Source organism: Frigidibacter sp. SD6-1 (genome assembly GCF_030143255.1).
Lineage (GTDB): Bacteria > Pseudomonadota > Alphaproteobacteria > Rhodobacterales > Rhodobacteraceae > TMP-24.
Genome location: NZ_JARJNR010000001.1, coordinates 351,070 through 366,285 on the forward strand (window position 1 = coordinate 351,070; position 15,216 = coordinate 366,285).

Below are 15,216 nucleotides of genomic sequence, written 5' to 3' on the forward strand. Positions count from 1 at the left end.
CTTTCCCCTTCCGTTACACCCGCGCGCGACAGAATGTGAAGGGCCAAGCCATGTCCGGCGAGAAGAAGGAACGACGCCCGCGCGCGGAGACGCCGAAAGGCTTCCGCGACTATTTCGGCGCCGAGGTGACCGAGCGGAAGGAGATGCTCGACAGGATCGCCGCCGTCTATCATCGCTATGGCTTCGATCCCCTGGAGACATCGGCGGTGGAAACCGTCGAGGCGCTGGGGAAATTCCTGCCCGACGTCGACCGCCCGAACGAAGGCGTCTTTGCCTGGCAGGAGGAGGAGGCCGACTGGCTGGCGCTGCGCTATGACCTGACCGCGCCCCTCGCGCGCGTCGCGGCGCAGTATCGCAACGACCTGCCCACGCCCTACCGCCGCTATGCGATGGGGCCGGTCTGGCGCAATGAAAAGCCGGGGCCGGGGCGGTTTCGCCAGTTCTATCAATGCGATGCCGATACGGTGGGCTCTGCCTCGGTCGCGGCGGATGCCGAGATTTGCGCGATGCTGGCGGATGCGCTGGAAGAGGTCGGCATCCCGCGCGGCGATTATGTGGTCAAGGTCAACAACCGCAAGGTGCTGAACGGGGTGATGGAGGTCGCAGGCGTCCTCGACCCGTCCGACCCCGAGAAGTTCGCGCATGAGCGCGGCATCGTCCTGCGCGCCATCGACAAGATCGACCGTCTGGGGCCGGAAGGCGTGCGCGCCCTTCTGGGCGATGGACGGAAGGACGAGAGCGGCGACTTCACCAAGGGCGCGGGGCTGTCTGGAGAACAGACAGAAGTGGTAATGGGCTTCACGACTGCCCGCCGTGATACGGGTGCCGAAACTGTGGCACGTTTGCACGAACTGGTTGGGGCATCGACCCTGGGTGCCGAGGGTGTGCAAGAGCTTGAAACAATTGCCTATCTCCTCGCCGCACAAGGCTACGGCCCCGACCGGATCGCCATCGACCCCGGCGTCGTGCGCGGCCTTGGCTACTACACCGGCCCGGTCTTCGAGGCGGAACTGACCTTTGAAATCCTCGACGAAAAGGGCCGCAAGCGCCAGTTCGGCTCGGTCGCGGGCGGCGGGCGCTATGATGACCTCGTCAAGCGCTTCACCGGTCAGGCGGTGCCTGCAACCGGCGTTTCCATCGGTGTCGACCGGCTTCTGGCCGCGCTCCGCGCCAAGGGGCGGGCGGGGGGCGATGCGGCGGGGCCGGTCATCGTAACGGTGATGGACCGCGACCGGATGGCCGATTATCAGGCGATGGCGGGCGAATTGCGCCGCGCGGGGATCCGCGCCGAGGTCTATCTGGGCAATCCCAAGAACTTCGGCAACCAGCTCAAGTACGCCGACAAGCGCCAGAGCCCGGTCGCGGTGATCCAGGGGGGCGACGAGGCCGCGAAGGGGACGGTGATCCTCAAGGACCTGATCCTCGGCGCCCAGATCGCCCAGAACGCGACGCTTGAGGAATGGAAGAACCGCCCCGCGCAGGTGGAAGTGCAGCGCGCCGACCTGGTCGCCGCCGTGCGACGCATGCTGGACGGTAGCAATGGCTGACAAGGCCGCCTCCCGCGCGGTGGCCGACCGGCTCTACGCCGCCTTCCTGAAGGCGGGGGCGGTGCCGGTCGAGGCCGATATATTGCAGCCCGCCGAGGTGCTTCTGGACCTGTACGGCGAGGATATCCGCGCGCGGGCCTATGTCACGCAGGACCCTTTGCGCGGCGAGATGATGCTGCGCCCCGACTTCACCGTGCCGGTGGTGCGCGAGCATATGGCGCACGGCGCGGAACCCGCGCGCTATGCCTACCGGGGCGAGGTGTTCCGCAAGCAGGAACATGTCAGCGAACGGAAATCGGAATATTTCCAGGTCGGGTTCGAGATTTTCGACCGTGACAATCCGTCGGCCGCCGATGCCGAGGTATTCGCGCTTTTCGCCGGGCTTCTGGCGCCCGCCGGGCTGCGTGCAGCGACCGGCGACATGGCGATCCTGATGGCGGCGGTTCGGGGGCTGAAGACGCTCGACAGCCGCAAGGCAGCCCTTCTGCGCCATGTCTGGCGGCCCGCGCGCTTCACAAGGCTTCTGGAGCGGTTCGGCGGGCTGGTGCCGCCGCCCGAAAGCCGCCAGCGCCTCCTCGAAGGCACGGGCATGCTGCCCGCGCCACTCGTCGGGCTTCGCGGCGAGGCCGAGATTGCGGCACGCATCGCCGTCATCCGCGCCGATGCCGCGGCACCGCCGATTTCGGCAGAAGAGGTCGGGCTGATCGAGGACCTGCTCAATCTCTCCGGCCCCTCGCCCGAGGCCCTGACCCGCCTGCGCATGCTGCAGCATGGCCTGCCCGCCATCGGCCCCGCCGTCGACCTTATGGAAGCGCGGCTTGAAGCCTTGGCCGCGCGCGGGATCGCAGTCGCGGCGCTGGATTTCGAAGCCTCGCACGGGCGCACGACGCTCGAATATTACGACGGGTTCGTCTTTTCCTTCCATGCCGCCGATCCCGCGCTGCCACCTGTCGCCTCGGGCGGGCGCTACGATGCCCTGACCGCCGTCCTCGGGCAGGGCCGGTCGATCCCCGCGGTGGGGGGCGTGATCCGGCCCGGTCTTCTGGCCGACCTTGGAGGCGCGCGATGCTGAAGCTCGGGGTGCCCTCGAAGGGCCGTCTGATGGAGCAATGTTTCGACTGGTTCGCCGCGCGCGGCGTCCGGCTTGCCCGCAGCGGATCGGACCGAGAATATGCGGGCGCGGTTGACGGGGTCGAGGGTGTTGAACTCGTCCTTCTCTCGGCGGGCGAGATCCCGCGCGAGCTTTCCGCCGGGCGTATCCATCTGGGCGTGACCGGATCGGACCTGATCCGTGACAAGCTGGCCGACTGGTCGACACAGGTCGCCGAACTGGCGCCCATGGGTTTCGGCCATGCCGATCTGGTGATCGCCGTGCCCGCTGCCTGGGTCGATGTCTCGACGCTTGACGATCTCGACGCGGTCGCCGCCGCCTTCCGGCAGGCCCATGGCCAGCGCCTGAGGATCGCCACCAAATATCACCGGCTGGTCAGGGACTTCCTGACCTGGCACGAGATCGCCGATTATCAGCTGGTCGACAGCCAGGGTGCAACCGAAGGCACGGTCAAGAACCTGACCGCCGAGGCGATCGCCGACATCACCTCCTCGGGCGAGACGCTCAGGGCGAACCATCTGAAGATCCTCGACGATGGCCTCGTGCATCAAAGTCAGGCCACGCTTTTTGCTGCGCGCGCGGCCGACTGGACGGGCGCGGCCGCTGCGGCCTATCAGGCTTTGGCGGCGCGGCTTGGAACCGCGCCCCGGCCCTTCTAGCGCCGGGCCAGCGCCACGCCGAAGGCGGCAAGCGCCATCCCGAGCCATCCGGCGGCGGGCAACGCCTCGCCCAGAAGCGGCCAGGCGAACAGCGCCGACAGCGGCGGCACGAGATAGAAGAGCGAGGACACCCGCGCCACTTCGCCCGCCCGGATCATGGCAAGCAGAAGCGTCATCGAAACCAGCGAATTGCCGATGACCAGATAGAGAAGGACGGCAGCGAATTCGCCGGTCCAGTCGGCTTGCAGCCCCTCGGTCAGGATCGCGACGGGCAGGGTGAAAAGCGCGCCCACGCCATACTGGATCAGGTTCGCCGGGATCGGATGCTGCGGCGCGCCGAAACGCTTTTCATAAAGCGTGCCGCCGGTGATGCCGAGAAGCCCGCCGATGGCGGCGAGAAGCCCAAGCGGCGGTTCGGCGCTGATGCCGGATCGGGCTATGATGACGGCAAGTGCTCCGCCAAGGCCGAGCGCGAGGCCAAGCCAGCGCAGGCGGCTCACCCGTTCGCCGACAAGGCGCGGCGCGATCAGTCCCGCGAGGATCGGCTGCAGGCAGACGATGATCGCGACGCCCCCCGCCGAGACGCCGGACCGGAAGGCGATGTAGCACAGGCCGAAATACGCCACCTGGATGAGGAACCCCGTCACCGCGATATCGAAGGCCGCGCGGCCGCGCGGCAGGGGCGGGCGGACGAGCGGCAGGAGCGGCAGCAGCAGGGCGACGGCGAAGAGATAGCGCAGCGCCAGAAGGGTGAAGGGTCCGCTGTGGCGCAGACCGATCTTGGCGATGGAAAAGCCTGCCGACCACAGCAGCAGAAAGACCAGGGGCGCGGCGATCAGCCAGAGCGGCCTGCGGCTCATCTCAGCCCGATCCGCGCCAGTTCCAGCGCCAGGGGCTCCGGCAGGCTGTCGTCGCCCCTGCGCGCCGGCGCGAGGTCGCGCGGACTGTCGCCGGGTTCCAGATAGCGCCAGCCCTGAAAGGCGCGGCGCGGCATCGGTTCGGTGCGGATCACCTCCGGGTCCATGATGATGCCGCAGCGCAGGATGCCATCGGCGCCCGTCACCTCGTCCAGCCGGACGATGCGCTGGCGGCACAGGACAAGCCCCTTCACCACCCAGTAGAGCGAGCCGCCCGCCAGGATTTCCGCATCGCGCTTGGGCCACATGCGGGTGACATGACGTCGCTCGCCGGTCGGGAAGGGCGAGGGATGGGTGCGGTGCCAGTCAAGGAGGTCCTCGACCGAATCCGCGCCCACGCACAATTTCAGGATATTGACGAATCCGGTCGACATCATTCACCCCGCGCCGTTCTATCAGGCCCGGCCACCGGGAAAAAGTGAAACCGGCCGCGCCGCCGCCCGGCCGGTTTCCTCGCGAGGGACGAGAGGTCAGAGGCTTGGACCGTCCACGCGGATGCTTTGCTCCATCGCCATGCACTGGTCATAGATGAAGACATCGAAGCCCGAGAGCTTGTGGCGCCATTTCGGCGCCAGATCGGCCACGCACTCGACCGTCACCCGGTCGATGAAATTGTCGAAGACCGCCCAGGGGTTGGTCGTATCCTCGGCCCGCATCCCTTCGGCGATGGCGGTCGAGCCGAGCGCCTTCAGCGCCGCCCCGTGCAGGTCGGTCATGAAGGCCCACTGTTCTTCCACATCGGCCTTGGTGCCGGTGCGGCCGACATGGCCCGAAACCAGCGTCTTGAAATCGTACTTGGCGTTGACCTGACCCACCAGGTCGAAGACCCCCGGAATGTCATGGGCAATCGCCATCCGCCGCCACATCATCCAGCCGGGAAAAACAACGTCGATCAGCATCAGCGTCTGGCTGTCGGCGTGCCATATCTCGATATTGCCGGGCTCATGGTTCGGGCCGGAATAGGTCAGGTCCAGCGACTGGCCGCCCGCCGTGAGCGTGAAAGGCTGGTCGATCCCGCCGAAGGTCATTGTCGGCATCGGGCGGTTCGGGTCGTTCGCGCGGGCCAGAATGTCGGCCGTCTCCTGATGGGCGACGATCTCCATCCCCGGGTTGGTGGCGACGATCCGGGCGGCGAAGCCGATATGGTCGACATGGGCGTGTCTGTAGACCAGATGGGTGATCCTGGCGCCCGGCGCGATTTCCTCGGCGGCCTTGAGGATCTTGTCGCCAATGGGCGGCGGGGCATCGACGACGATCAGGCCCTCGTCGGTCTTGACGATCATCATCTGGTAGGTGCCCTCGGTCACCATGAAGGCACCGGCGCCCAGATCCTGGATGCGGTAGCCCTTGGCCGGGTCGATGTCGGCGCCTTTTCCGGCCTCGAGCACGGCATCGTAATGGTCGTTATGGACCATCGGCGGCGCAATGTCGGAGGCGCCGGGGTAGGGGAGGTATTCCTGGCCGTTGGCCCAGGAGGCGGACAGCATCAGAAGGCCCGCGAGAACGCGAGTGCGCATGGGTGATCCTTTCAGAGGGGGCGCCGAATCCGGTAGCGGTTGGCGCGGATTTAGTGTAGTGGTCGATACATAATTCGGATTTGTGCTGCAAGAGGTTTTTTAGTGACCGATACAAAAGAGGCGAAACGCGCCGGTCGCCCCCGCGCCTTCGACCCGGATGCGGGGGTGGCCGCTGCCATGCGGCTTTTCTGGGAAAAGGGCTATGATGCGGTCGGCGTGGCCGAGCTTGCCCAGACCATCGGGATCAACCCGCCGAGCCTCTATGCCGCCTATGGCAGCAAGCGGGAGCTTTTCGGCCGCGCCGTCGCGCATTACGCTGGGACGCAGGGGCGGTTCTTCGCGCGGCTCGACGCGGAGGGACCGGCATTCGAGACGCTGGTTGCCGTGCTGGAAGAGGCTGCCCGATCCGGCACCGGCGATGCGACCGCGCGGGGTTGTCTGGTGCTGGACGGGACGCGCAACTGCACCGACCCCGGCGCGCGCGCCTTGACGGCCGAGGTCAGGGCTGACCTGCGCGAGAAGGCCCGCAGCCTGATCGCGCGGGAGCGGCCTGACGTGGCGGACAGTGCGGCGGACTATTTCATGTTCGTGCTGACCGCGATTTCCGGATCGGCCATCGACGGGGTGCCGCTGGAGCGGTTGATGCAGGACATAGCGCTCGCGGGGCGGGGCCTGGGTGCGATCCTCGGGCGGGGCTGAGACCACTACATTTCGCGCAAGGAACCTGTCCCGCCGCATTCGGCTGTTGATCGCACCCGCCGACGGGCGTAGGGTGGATGTCCTTCCCGATACACCAGACGAAGATTGCCGAGGACCGTCCATGAGTGCCTTTTCCGCCCCGATCGCCGAAGCCATCTGGGACATGAAATACCGCCTGAAAGAAGCGGACGGCACGCCCATCGACGGCACGGTCGAGGACAGCTGGCGGCGGATCGCCCGTGCGCTCGCCGCCGTCGAGAAAGAGCCGTCGAAATGGGAAGACCGATTCTACAGCGCCTTGGAAGGGTTCAAATACCTGCCCGCCGGGCGGATCACGGCGGGGGCCGGGACGGGCCGCAATGTGACGCTCTTCAACTGTTTCGTCATGGGCACGATCCCCGACAGCATGGGCGGCATCTTCGAGGGGCTGAAGGAAGCGGCGCTGACCATGCAGCAGGGCGGCGGCATCGGCTATGATTTCTCGACCATCCGCCCGCGCGGGGCGGAAGTGAAGGGCGTTGCGGCGGACGCCTCGGGGCCCTTGAGCTTCATGGATGTCTGGGACGCGATGTGCCGCACGATCATGTCGGCGGGCTCCCGCCGCGGCGCGATGATGGCCACCATGCGCTGCGACCATCCCGATATCGAGGCCTTCATCGAAGCCAAGCAGGATGCGGCGCGGCTCAGGATGTTCAACCTTTCCGTCCTTGTCACCGATCCGTTCATGGCGGCGGTGAAGGCGGGCGGATCGTGGGATCTGACCTTCGGCGGTAAGGTCTACAAGACGGTCGAAGCCCAGGCGCTCTGGGACAAGATCATGCGCGCGACCTATGACTATGCCGAACCGGGCGTGATCTTCATCGACCGCATCAACCGGATGAACAACCTCTCCTATGCCGAGGAAATCGCGGCAACAAATCCCTGCGGCGAACAGCCCCTGCCGCCCTATGGCGCCTGCCTGCTCGGCTCCATCAACCTTGCCCGGCTGGTGAAAGACCCGTTCGGCAAGACGGCGGCACTCGATCTTGCGGCACTCGACGATCTCGTCCGGGTCGCGGTCAGGATGATGGACAATACCGTCGACGCCTCGCGCTTCCCGCTGCCCCAGCAGGAGGCCGAGGCCCGCGCCAAGCGGCGGATCGGCCTTGGCGTCACCGGCCTGGCCGACGCCCTGCTGATGGTCGGGCTGCGCTACGGTTCAGAGGAAGCCGCGAAGGCCTGCGAGGACTGGATGCAGGCGATTGCGCGGGCCGCCTACCTCGCCTCGGTCGAACTGGCGAAGGAAAAGGGCGCCTTCCCGCTCTTTGACGCCGAAAAATACCTCGCCACCGGCAACATGCAGCAGATGGACGCCGAAGTGCGCGAGGCTGTCGCCAGACACGGCATCCGCAATGCGCTTCTGACCTCGATCGCGCCCACCGGCACGATCAGCCTCTATGCGGGCAATGTGTCATCGGGGATCGAGCCGGTCTTTGCCTATGCCTACAAGCGCAAGGTCCTGCAAAAGGACGGCAGCCGCACCGAGGAAGAGGTGGTCGATTACGCGGTGCAGATGTGGCGCGAAAGGTTCGGCGACAGACCCTTGCCCGACCATTTCGTCAATGCCCAGACCCTGCCGCCGCTCGACCATGTCCGGATGCAGGCGGCCGCGCAGAAATGGGTGGATTCCTCGATTTCGAAGACCATCAACTGCCCCGAGGACATCTCCTTCGACGCCTTCAAGGATGTCTACATGGCGGCCTGGGATCAGGGCTGCAAGGGCTGCACCACCTACCGGCCGAATGCGGTGACGGGGTCTGTGCTGACCGTCAGCGAAAAGGCCGACGAGGCCCCGGATCAGGTCCGGGGCGCGATGTCGAAGGAGGGCGAGGTGGTCTATCTCTCCGAACCGCTCGACCGGCCGCAGGCGCTGGAAGGCGCGACCTACAAGCTGAAGTGGCCTGACAGCGAACATGCGATCTACATCACGATCAACGACATCATCCAGTCGGGCCACCGCCGCCCGTTCGAAGTGTTCATCAATTCGAAGAACATGGAACATTACGCTTGGACGGTGGCGCTGACCCGGATGATCTCGGCCGTCTTCCGGCGCGGGGGCGATGTGTCTTTTGTCGTCGAGGAGCTAAAGGCCGTCTTCGACCCGCGCGGCGGCGCCTGGATGGAGGGGCGCTACATCCCCTCGATCCTTGCCGCCATCGGGGGCGTGATCGAACGGCACATGGTAGCCATAGGTTTCCTGCAGGGCGAGGGGATGGGCCTCAAGGCCGACCCCAAGGCGCAGGTGATGGCAGTGGGCGAGGGGCCGCGCGGCCCCGCCTGCCCCTCCTGCGGTCAGTTCGGCATGATCAAGTCCGAAGGCTGCATGACCTGCCCGTCTTGCGGCCATTCGAAGTGCGGGTGACTTTTCGCCGGATCGCATGAGTGCGGCGGGCGCCTGACTGCTGGTCAAGCGTCCTTGCCTGCGCTATTGGCCCGCAATGACCCAGCGATTTTCCTTCACCCTGAACGCCACCGACGGCAAGGCCCGGACCGGTGTGATCTCGACCCCGCGGGGCGAGGTCAGAACGCCCGCCTTCATGCCGGTGGGCACCGCCGCCACCGTCAAGGCGATGCTGCCCGAAAGCGTGCGCGCGACCGGGGCCGATATCCTTCTCGGCAACACCTATCATCTGATGCTGCGCCCCACGGCCGAGCGGATCGCGCGGCTGGGCGGCCTGCACCGCTTCATGAACTGGGAAAGGCCGATCCTCACCGACTCGGGCGGCTTTCAGGTCATGAGCCTCGCCGACCTCCGCAAGCTGACCGAGGAGGGGGTGCGGTTCAAGAGCCATATCGACGGATCGGACCACATGCTGACGCCCGAGCGCAGCATGGAAATCCAGAAGCTTCTCGGCTCCGATATCGTGATGTGTTTCGATGAATGCCCGGCACTGCCCGCGACGGACGAGGCGGTGGCGAAGTCCATGCGCCTCTCCATGCGCTGGGCCGAACGGTCGCGTGAGGCCTTCGGCGACCGGCCGGGGCATGCGCTCTTCGGCATCATGCAGGGCGGCGTTACCCGCGACCTGCGCGAGGAAAGCGCGGCGGCACTGAAGGCCATCGGCTTCGACGGCTATGCAGTCGGCGGCCTTGCGGTGGGCGAGGGGCAGGAGGCGATGTTCTCCGTCCTCGACTATGCGCCGGGCTTCCTGCCCGAGGACCGGCCGCGCTACCTTATGGGCGTGGGCAAGCCCGACGATATCGTAGGTGCGGTCGAACGCGGCATCGACATGATGGATTGCGTGCTGCCATCCCGCTCGGGCCGCACCGGCCAGGCCTGGACCCGGCGCGGGCAGGTCAACATCAAGAACGCCCGCCACGCCGACGACCCGCGTCCCCTGGACGCAGACTGCACCTGCCCGGCCTGCCGCAGCTATTCCCGCGCCTATCTGCACCATGTCTTCCGCTCGGGAGAGATCATCTCCTCGATGCTCCTTACATGGCACAACCTGCATTACTTTCAGGAGTTGATGGACGGGCTGCGCGGCGCGATCGCCAAGGCGGAACTCGCGCAGTTCGTCGCCGCTTTCCACGCGCAACGCGCCGAGGGCGATATCGACCCTCTCTGACCTAGCCGTGGGTCAGATAGATCGACATCTGTCTGAGCGTTTCGTGAATGTCGGGGCTGAGGACCAGCATCCCCAGCGTCTCGTCATGCAGCGCCCTGAAATCCTTGTGCAGCGCGGCGATCTCGATATCCGTCATCTCGCGGTCCGACCGCGCGAAACCGGCGATCGAGCGCGAATTGCCGCGCATCACCGAAATCGCCACCCCGTAGCGCATGCCGTAATCCCCGGCCTGTTTCAGGACGCCCATCTCGTCCATGTCGGCCAGCGCGCTCCAGCGGATCGTCCCCTCGCTGGAAAAGCCCCAGCGCACGATCGGGTCATGCACCAGAAGCCCGCGGCCCGAATAGATCTCGAACCATTCCCGGTCGTAGGACTGAAAGAAATAGCGCGGCGTCGTATAGTGGATATGCAGCCCGATCGCGAAGCCGCCGGGGCTTTTCCCGTGCAGCTGCCTCAACAGCCCGTTTGCCTGCGTCATCGCCCCACCCACACACGCACAATGTTTTCTTTCTTTGCCACAGATTGCATGGCATAAGATCACTGTACAACTCTGTTGCGGAATGCAAAAGACTTGACGAAGGAATTCATCCGGGCCGAGCGGGTCGAGGGGGGCGCGCAAGGGACAGAATTCGCGCGCCTCGCGCCGGGCGGATATTACATCGCGCTCCGGATCGGCTTCGCCTTTCCGCTGGCCGAGCACAATGCCCTTCCGACCGCCTGGATCGACCGCTATACCCAGCAAAGCTACATGGTCTTCGACCCGGTGATGCAATGGGTCTATCGCAATGCCGGCGCCGTGCGCTGGAGTGCCATTCCTGAGGCCGATCCCCGTGGCGTTCTGGCCGACGCGGCCCGTCACGGGCTGCAGTTCGGCGTGGCGATCAGCCTCGACGACCCCGGCCCCAAGGGACAGCGCTCCTTCGGCAGCTTCGCGCGTGGCGACCGCGAGTTCGAGGATGCCGAGATTGCAGCCCTCGCCCAAAAGCTCGAGTGGCTCCATGTGGCTATGGCCCCGCCGACCAACCTGACGCAGGCCGAGCTTGAGGCGCTGAGCCTGGTGAAACAGGGCTATCTGGTCAAGGAAATCGCCAACATGCTCGGCGTGTCGGAAGGGGCGGTGAAGCAGCGGCTGAAGAACGCCAAGGTCAAGCTTGGCGCCAAGACCGGCAGCCAGGCGGTCTCGGCGGCCACCGGTTACGGCCTTATCTAGCCAGGTCGCGCAGGATTTCCGCCGCGCGCGCCGCCAGCGGCGCCTCGGTCGGGCCGAGCAGCTTCAGCCGGTCAAACTCGTCCGGCTGCTCGCTCAGCACCCGGCGCAACGCGGCGCCGAACGTCTGGCGCAATTCGGTGCCGATGTTGACCTTGCAGATCGGTGTGGTGCGGGCGAGCCGTCTGCGCTGCTCCGGCGGCACGCCCGACCCGCCGTGAATGACAAGCGGCACCGCGCCACCGGTCGCCGCCGCGATGGCACGGACCGCCGCTTCGTCGATAAGGCCCTCCGGCGCCTCTTGCAGGTGAACATTCCCGACCGCAACCGCCATCGCATCGACGCCCGTCTCGCGGGCGAAACGCGCGGCCTCCTCCGGTGCGGTCCGGGCCGAGGCAGCACCACCCGCATAGCCCACGAAACCCACCTCCCCCTCGCAGGAGACGCCCGCCGCATGGGCCAGCCGCGCCACTTCGGCGGTCAGGCGGATATTTTCCGCAAAGGGCAGGTTTGAGCCGTCGAACATCACCGAGGTGAAGCCTTCGCCGATCGCCGCGCGCGCCTCCTCGACCGAGCGGCCATGGTCGAGGTGCAGGACCACGGGCACCGAAACGCTGTCCGCCAGATGGCCGAACATCGCGGCCAGCACCGGCAGCGGCGTATGGGCACGGCATCCCGGACCGGCCTGCAGGATCACCGGCAGCCCTTCCGCCTCTGCCGCCGTGACGAAGGCGCGCGCATCCTCCCATCCAAGGCAGACGAAGCCCGGCACCGCGTAACCGTCGCGCAGGGCGGGCTGAAGAACCTCAGACAGGGTGGCACGTGTCATTTGAACTTCGCGACCATGTCCATGATGCCCGGAATGGTCTTCAGTTGATCGGCGTGCGTCGGCTGGAAATATTGCTTCAGGCTGCGCTGGCTGAGCCCGCCGAGGATGGTGAAGTAATACATCTCGTATCCCGGCAGCACGCAGCAGGGGTGATAACCCCTGTCGATCAGGACGGTCGAGCCGTCCATCACATGATAGGCATCGCCCGGAGCATTGTCCTCGCGCTGCAGCATCTGCAGGCCCGAGCCATGCGCGGGACGAAAGCGGAAATTGTAGGTCTCGTCATGCCGGGTCTCATCGGGCAGGCGGTCGGTGTCGTGCTTGTGGCTCGGAAAGCCCGACCAGCCGCCCGCCCCCACGGTGAAAAGCTCCGACACCAGAAGCCGCCCGACCCGGTCGTGATACCTGGTGCCAAGGATATGCTTGATCTTGCGATGGGTCTTGGTCTCGTCCGAGCCATACTGCACCCGGTCGATCTCGTCCGCGCGCACCGCGAAAGGCTCCAGCACCCGGTCGTACTTTGCACCAGCGATGAACACTTCGGCCGCATCCGACCGGCAGGTGAACCGCGCCTCCCTCCCGACCGGCACATAGACGCCCTCGGGCTCGCCGTCCCAGACATCCCGCGTCCGCTGGCCCAGACCCTCATGGCGCTGGCCGCCGACCTCGACCCTTACCGTGCCGGTCGCGGGTACGATGCAGGTCTCGTAGCCCGGCACCGCATAGGTGAAGCTTTCCCCGCGCTTCAGCCGCACGATGTTGAAATAGTTCAGCGGCACCAGGGGATGGTCCACATCGACGATGGGGCGGTTCTGGTTGTCGTGGGGGGCAATGTGCATTTCGGGGCCTCAGGCTATGCAGGGTTCGGGCTGGCTTGCGATGAAACTGTCAAGTTCCGCCGCTGTCGGCATCGCCGGGGCGCATCCGACCCGCGCCACGACGATGGCGGCAGCGGCAGAGCCGCGCAGCACCGCCGCGCGCAGCGGCTGCCCGGCGGCAAGGGCCGCCAGAAAGCCGCCCATGAAAGCATCGCCCGCCCCTGTGGGCTTCAGCGCGCGGGTCTCGTAGATGCCGGTCGCGATCTCCTCGTCGCGGGCAAAGGTGACCGCGCCATTCTCGCCCTTCTTGTAGACCACGATCGCCGCGCCTTCGGCGACGAGGCTTCGGGCTTTCGCCAGCCCGTCCTCGGCGCGCCCGGCCAGAAGGCCGAACTCCAGATCGTTGCCGACGATGATGTCGCACAGCCGGGCGGCGTCCAGATTCACACGGCCCGCCACTTCCCACGACCGCCAGGAATAGGGCCGGTAATCCACATCCATCACCGTGGCGATCCCCGCCGCCCGTGCCCGGCGCAGGGCCATGAGCGTGGCGGCGCGCGAACCTTCCTCGGCCAGCGCGGTCCCGGTGACGACCAATGCGCCAAAGTCTCTGAAGTCAATCGCCTCGACATCCGCCACTTCCAGCGCCAGATCGGCCGCATGGTTGCGGTAGATCACCGACTGGCAGTCCTCGCCCCGGGTCTCGACCACGGCGAGCGAGGCGCGCCGCTCGCCGCCGCTCAGCCGGACATGGCTGCGCCCGACGCCGTAGCGGTCCAGCTCCGCCAGACAGAAGCGGCCGACCGCATCGTCCGACAGCCGCGTGATCAGCTCCGCCGCCGCGCCCTGACGGGCAAGGGCCACCGCGATATTGGCCGCCGAGCCGCCAAGATGGGCGGCGAAACTGCGGGCTTCTTCGATCCTTGTACCGGGCGGGTCGGCGTAAAGGTCCATTCCCGCACGGCCGAGGATCAGGAAGCGATTGCGCGCCAGGCCGTGCAGAACCGACCCGCCCGCCGCCGCTTGCGACTGCCCGGCCTTGAAGGATGCCGCCTGCTGCGCCACGATCCGCTGACCCCTCTGCCCGCGCGCCGCAGAAATTGCGGTTGCGGGTCCTGGTGGGCGAGTATAGAAATTTTGCAACCGGTTGCAAATGCAAATCGGAACGAGGAGGGCAGCGATGCCGGAGATTGGAATCGGGCTGATCGGCGGCGGCTATATGGGAAAGTCCCATGCGGTCGCCTTTGGCGCGGTCGGCGCGGTCTTCGACACGGCGCTCCGCCCGCGCCTTGAGATGATCGCCGCCGGATCGGCCGCCTCGGCTGAACGCTATCGCGCCGCCTTCGGCTTTCATCGCGCCGCGCGGGACTGGCGCGCGCTTGTCGCCGATCCGCGCGTGGGTGCGGTCGTCATCGCCACGCCGCAGGCGCTCCACCGAGAGATCGCCGAGGCGGCGCTGGCGCTTGCCAAGCCGGTCCTCTGCGAAAAACCGCTCGGCGCCTCGCTCGCCGATGCCCGCGCGATGGTGGCGGCGGCCGAGGCGGCGGGCGTGGCCAACATGAGCGGCTTCAACTATGTGCGGACCCCCGCGACGCAGTTCGCCCGGCAGCTGATCGCCGAAGGCGCCATCGGCCAGGTCACCTGGTTTCGCGGCGAACATACCGAGGATTTCCTCGCCGACCCGTCGCTCCCCGCCAACTGGCGGACCAGGGGCATGGCCAACGGCACATTGGGCGATCTCGCGCCCCACATGATCAACTGCGCGCTCGCGCTGGTGGGTCCGGTCGCGAGCCTCTCGGCGATGGTCGAGACGGTTCATGCCACCCGGCAGGGCGAAGAGGGGCCAGAGGCGGTCACCAACGACGACCAGACCCAGTTCATGTGCCGGTTCGCGGGCGGCGCCATGGGGCATCTCTATTTCAGCCGCATCGCGACCGGCCGCAAGATGGGCTATGCCTACGAGATCACCGGCACGAAAGGTGCCATCCGCTTCGACCAGGAGGATCAGAATGCGATCTGGCTCTACCGCGCCGAGGGGCCCGAGGCCCTACGCGGCTTTCGCAAGATCCTGACCGGACCGGCGCATCCCGATTACCGGCCCTTCTGCGTCGGCCCCGGCCACGGCACCGGCTTTCAGGACCAGATCATCATCGAGGCTCGCGATTTCCTTGCCGCGATCCATGGCGGGAAGCCGGTCTGGCCCACCTTCCGCGACGGCCTTGCGGTCTGGGAAGTCGCCGATGCCGCCGCCCGGTCTGCCGCCGCCGGGGGGACATGGATATCGGTCGCAGGATGATCGCCGCC

Annotated in this window: 15 protein-coding genes; 8 read left to right on the forward strand and 7 right to left on the reverse strand. The window is 66.7% G+C overall.

Annotated elements, in window-relative coordinates; translation table 11 throughout:
• Nucleotides 1–50 precede the first annotated feature (50 nt).
• The 3 genes from hisS to hisG are packed head-to-tail and all read left to right on the forward strand — an operon-like array spanning nucleotide 51 to nucleotide 3,317.
• Nucleotides 51–1,547 carry a histidine--tRNA ligase gene (hisS, locus tag P0645_RS01705; RefSeq protein ID WP_284162823.1) on the forward strand — a complete coding sequence of 499 codons (1,497 nt, stop codon included), beginning with the start codon at nucleotides 51–53 and terminating at the stop codon, nucleotides 1,545–1,547.
• Nucleotides 1,540–2,619 carry an ATP phosphoribosyltransferase regulatory subunit gene (locus tag P0645_RS01710; RefSeq protein WP_284162824.1) on the forward strand — a complete coding sequence of 360 codons (1,080 nt, stop codon included), beginning with the start codon at nucleotides 1,540–1,542 and terminating at the stop codon, nucleotides 2,617–2,619. Before hisS ends, P0645_RS01710 begins: the two co-directional genes overlap by 8 nt.
• Nucleotides 2,613–3,317 (forward strand): ATP phosphoribosyltransferase, encoded by a 705-nt coding sequence (gene hisG / locus P0645_RS01715; RefSeq protein WP_284162825.1) that lies wholly within the window; start codon nucleotides 2,613–2,615, stop codon nucleotides 3,315–3,317. Before P0645_RS01710 ends, hisG begins: the two co-directional genes overlap by 7 nt.
• Here hisG and P0645_RS01720 read toward each other — a convergent pair.
• The 3 genes from P0645_RS01720 to P0645_RS01730 all read right to left on the reverse strand — a co-directional run bounded on the left by P0645_RS01720 (nucleotide 3,314) and on the right by P0645_RS01730 (nucleotide 5,751).
• Nucleotides 3,314–4,177: a DMT family transporter gene (locus P0645_RS01720; RefSeq protein ID WP_284162826.1), complete on the reverse strand. Its 864-nt coding sequence runs from the start codon at nucleotides 4,175–4,177 to the stop codon at nucleotides 3,314–3,316. The genes hisG and P0645_RS01720 overlap by 4 nt on opposite strands.
• Nucleotides 4,174–4,611: a DUF1489 family protein gene (locus P0645_RS01725; protein WP_284162827.1), complete on the reverse strand. Its 438-nt coding sequence runs from the start codon at nucleotides 4,609–4,611 to the stop codon at nucleotides 4,174–4,176. Before P0645_RS01725 ends, P0645_RS01720 begins: the two co-directional genes overlap by 4 nt.
• Before the next feature lie 93 nt (nucleotides 4,612–4,704).
• Nucleotides 4,705–5,751 (reverse strand): MBL fold metallo-hydrolase, encoded by a 1,047-nt coding sequence (locus tag P0645_RS01730; protein ID WP_284162828.1) that lies wholly within the window; start codon nucleotides 5,749–5,751, stop codon nucleotides 4,705–4,707.
• A gap of 102 nt (nucleotides 5,752–5,853) precedes the next feature.
• Between P0645_RS01730 and P0645_RS01735 the strand changes: the two genes are divergently transcribed.
• The 3 genes from P0645_RS01735 to tgt all read left to right on the forward strand — a co-directional run bounded on the left by P0645_RS01735 (nucleotide 5,854) and on the right by tgt (nucleotide 10,058).
• Nucleotides 5,854–6,450, forward strand: a complete 597-nt coding sequence (locus tag P0645_RS01735; RefSeq protein ID WP_284162829.1) for a TetR/AcrR family transcriptional regulator — start codon at nucleotides 5,854–5,856, stop codon at nucleotides 6,448–6,450.
• Nucleotides 6,451–6,571: 121 nt separating this feature from the next.
• Complete coding sequence (locus tag P0645_RS01740) at nucleotides 6,572–8,851, forward strand: adenosylcobalamin-dependent ribonucleoside-diphosphate reductase (protein ID WP_284162830.1); 2,280 nt, start codon at nucleotides 6,572–6,574, stop codon at nucleotides 8,849–8,851.
• A 76-nt stretch (nucleotides 8,852–8,927) separates the two neighbouring features.
• The gene (gene tgt / locus P0645_RS01745) at nucleotides 8,928–10,058 is read left to right on the forward strand and encodes a tRNA guanosine(34) transglycosylase Tgt (protein WP_284162831.1); all 1,131 of its coding nucleotides are present in this window, start codon (nucleotides 8,928–8,930) and stop codon (nucleotides 10,056–10,058) included.
• Between the two features lies 1 nt (nucleotide 10,059).
• Here the strand turns inward: tgt and P0645_RS01750 are convergent, their stop codons facing one another.
• Nucleotides 10,060–10,536: an autoinducer binding domain-containing protein gene (locus P0645_RS01750; protein ID WP_284162832.1), complete on the reverse strand. Its 477-nt coding sequence runs from the start codon at nucleotides 10,534–10,536 to the stop codon at nucleotides 10,060–10,062.
• Nucleotides 10,537–10,629: 93 nt separating this feature from the next.
• Between P0645_RS01750 and P0645_RS01755 the strand changes: the two genes are divergently transcribed.
• Complete coding sequence (locus P0645_RS01755; RefSeq protein WP_284162833.1) at nucleotides 10,630–11,268, forward strand: helix-turn-helix transcriptional regulator; 639 nt, start codon at nucleotides 10,630–10,632, stop codon at nucleotides 11,266–11,268.
• On the opposite strand, the gene P0645_RS01760 is transcribed toward P0645_RS01755, so the two are convergent.
• From P0645_RS01760 to iolC, 3 genes are read right to left on the reverse strand one after another with little or no spacing between them, the layout of a single operon-like run.
• Nucleotides 11,261–12,094, reverse strand: coding sequence for a class II fructose-bisphosphate aldolase (locus P0645_RS01760; protein WP_284162834.1), 834 nt, complete (start codon nucleotides 12,092–12,094; stop codon nucleotides 11,261–11,263). The genes P0645_RS01755 and P0645_RS01760 overlap by 8 nt on opposite strands.
• Nucleotides 12,091–12,933, reverse strand: coding sequence for a 5-deoxy-glucuronate isomerase (locus P0645_RS01765; protein ID WP_284162835.1), 843 nt, complete (start codon nucleotides 12,931–12,933; stop codon nucleotides 12,091–12,093). Before P0645_RS01765 ends, P0645_RS01760 begins: the two co-directional genes overlap by 4 nt.
• 9 nt (nucleotides 12,934–12,942) lie before the next feature.
• Nucleotides 12,943–13,977 carry a 5-dehydro-2-deoxygluconokinase gene (gene iolC / locus P0645_RS01770; RefSeq protein WP_349775065.1) on the reverse strand — a complete coding sequence of 345 codons (1,035 nt, stop codon included), beginning with the start codon at nucleotides 13,975–13,977 and terminating at the stop codon, nucleotides 12,943–12,945.
• 115 nt (nucleotides 13,978–14,092) lie between these two features.
• Here iolC and P0645_RS01775 point away from each other — a divergent pair, with 115 nt between their 5' ends.
• Nucleotides 14,093–15,208 carry a Gfo/Idh/MocA family protein gene (locus P0645_RS01775; protein ID WP_284162836.1) on the forward strand — a complete coding sequence of 372 codons (1,116 nt, stop codon included), beginning with the start codon at nucleotides 14,093–14,095 and terminating at the stop codon, nucleotides 15,206–15,208.
• Nucleotides 15,209–15,216 lie beyond the last annotated feature (8 nt).

Bases quoted from the DNA above. Each gene is read 5' to 3' on its own strand.
- P0645_RS01765 (WP_284162835.1), bottom strand. From the start codon at position 12,933: ATGCACATTGCCCCCCACGACAACCAGAACCGCCCCATCGTCGATGTG.
- P0645_RS01730 (WP_284162828.1), bottom strand. From the start codon at position 5,751: ATGCGCACTCGCGTTCTCGCGGGCCTTCTGATGCTGTCCGCCTCCTGG.
- P0645_RS01750 (WP_284162832.1), bottom strand. From the start codon at position 10,536: ATGACGCAGGCAAACGGGCTGTTGAGGCAGCTGCACGGGAAAAGCCCC.
- tgt (WP_284162831.1), top strand. From the start codon at position 8,928: ATGACCCAGCGATTTTCCTTCACCCTGAACGCCACCGACGGCAAGGCC.
- P0645_RS01760 (WP_284162834.1), bottom strand. From the start codon at position 12,094: ATGACACGTGCCACCCTGTCTGAGGTTCTTCAGCCCGCCCTGCGCGAC.
- hisG (WP_284162825.1), top strand. From the start codon at position 2,613: ATGCTGAAGCTCGGGGTGCCCTCGAAGGGCCGTCTGATGGAGCAATGT.
- P0645_RS01740 (WP_284162830.1), top strand. From the start codon at position 6,572: ATGAGTGCCTTTTCCGCCCCGATCGCCGAAGCCATCTGGGACATGAAA.
- hisS (WP_284162823.1), top strand. From the start codon at position 51: ATGTCCGGCGAGAAGAAGGAACGACGCCCGCGCGCGGAGACGCCGAAA.
- P0645_RS01710 (WP_284162824.1), top strand. From the start codon at position 1,540: ATGGCTGACAAGGCCGCCTCCCGCGCGGTGGCCGACCGGCTCTACGCC.
- P0645_RS01775 (WP_284162836.1), top strand. From the start codon at position 14,093: ATGCCGGAGATTGGAATCGGGCTGATCGGCGGCGGCTATATGGGAAAG.
- P0645_RS01725 (WP_284162827.1), bottom strand. From the start codon at position 4,611: ATGATGTCGACCGGATTCGTCAATATCCTGAAATTGTGCGTGGGCGCG.
- P0645_RS01720 (WP_284162826.1), bottom strand. From the start codon at position 4,177: ATGAGCCGCAGGCCGCTCTGGCTGATCGCCGCGCCCCTGGTCTTTCTG.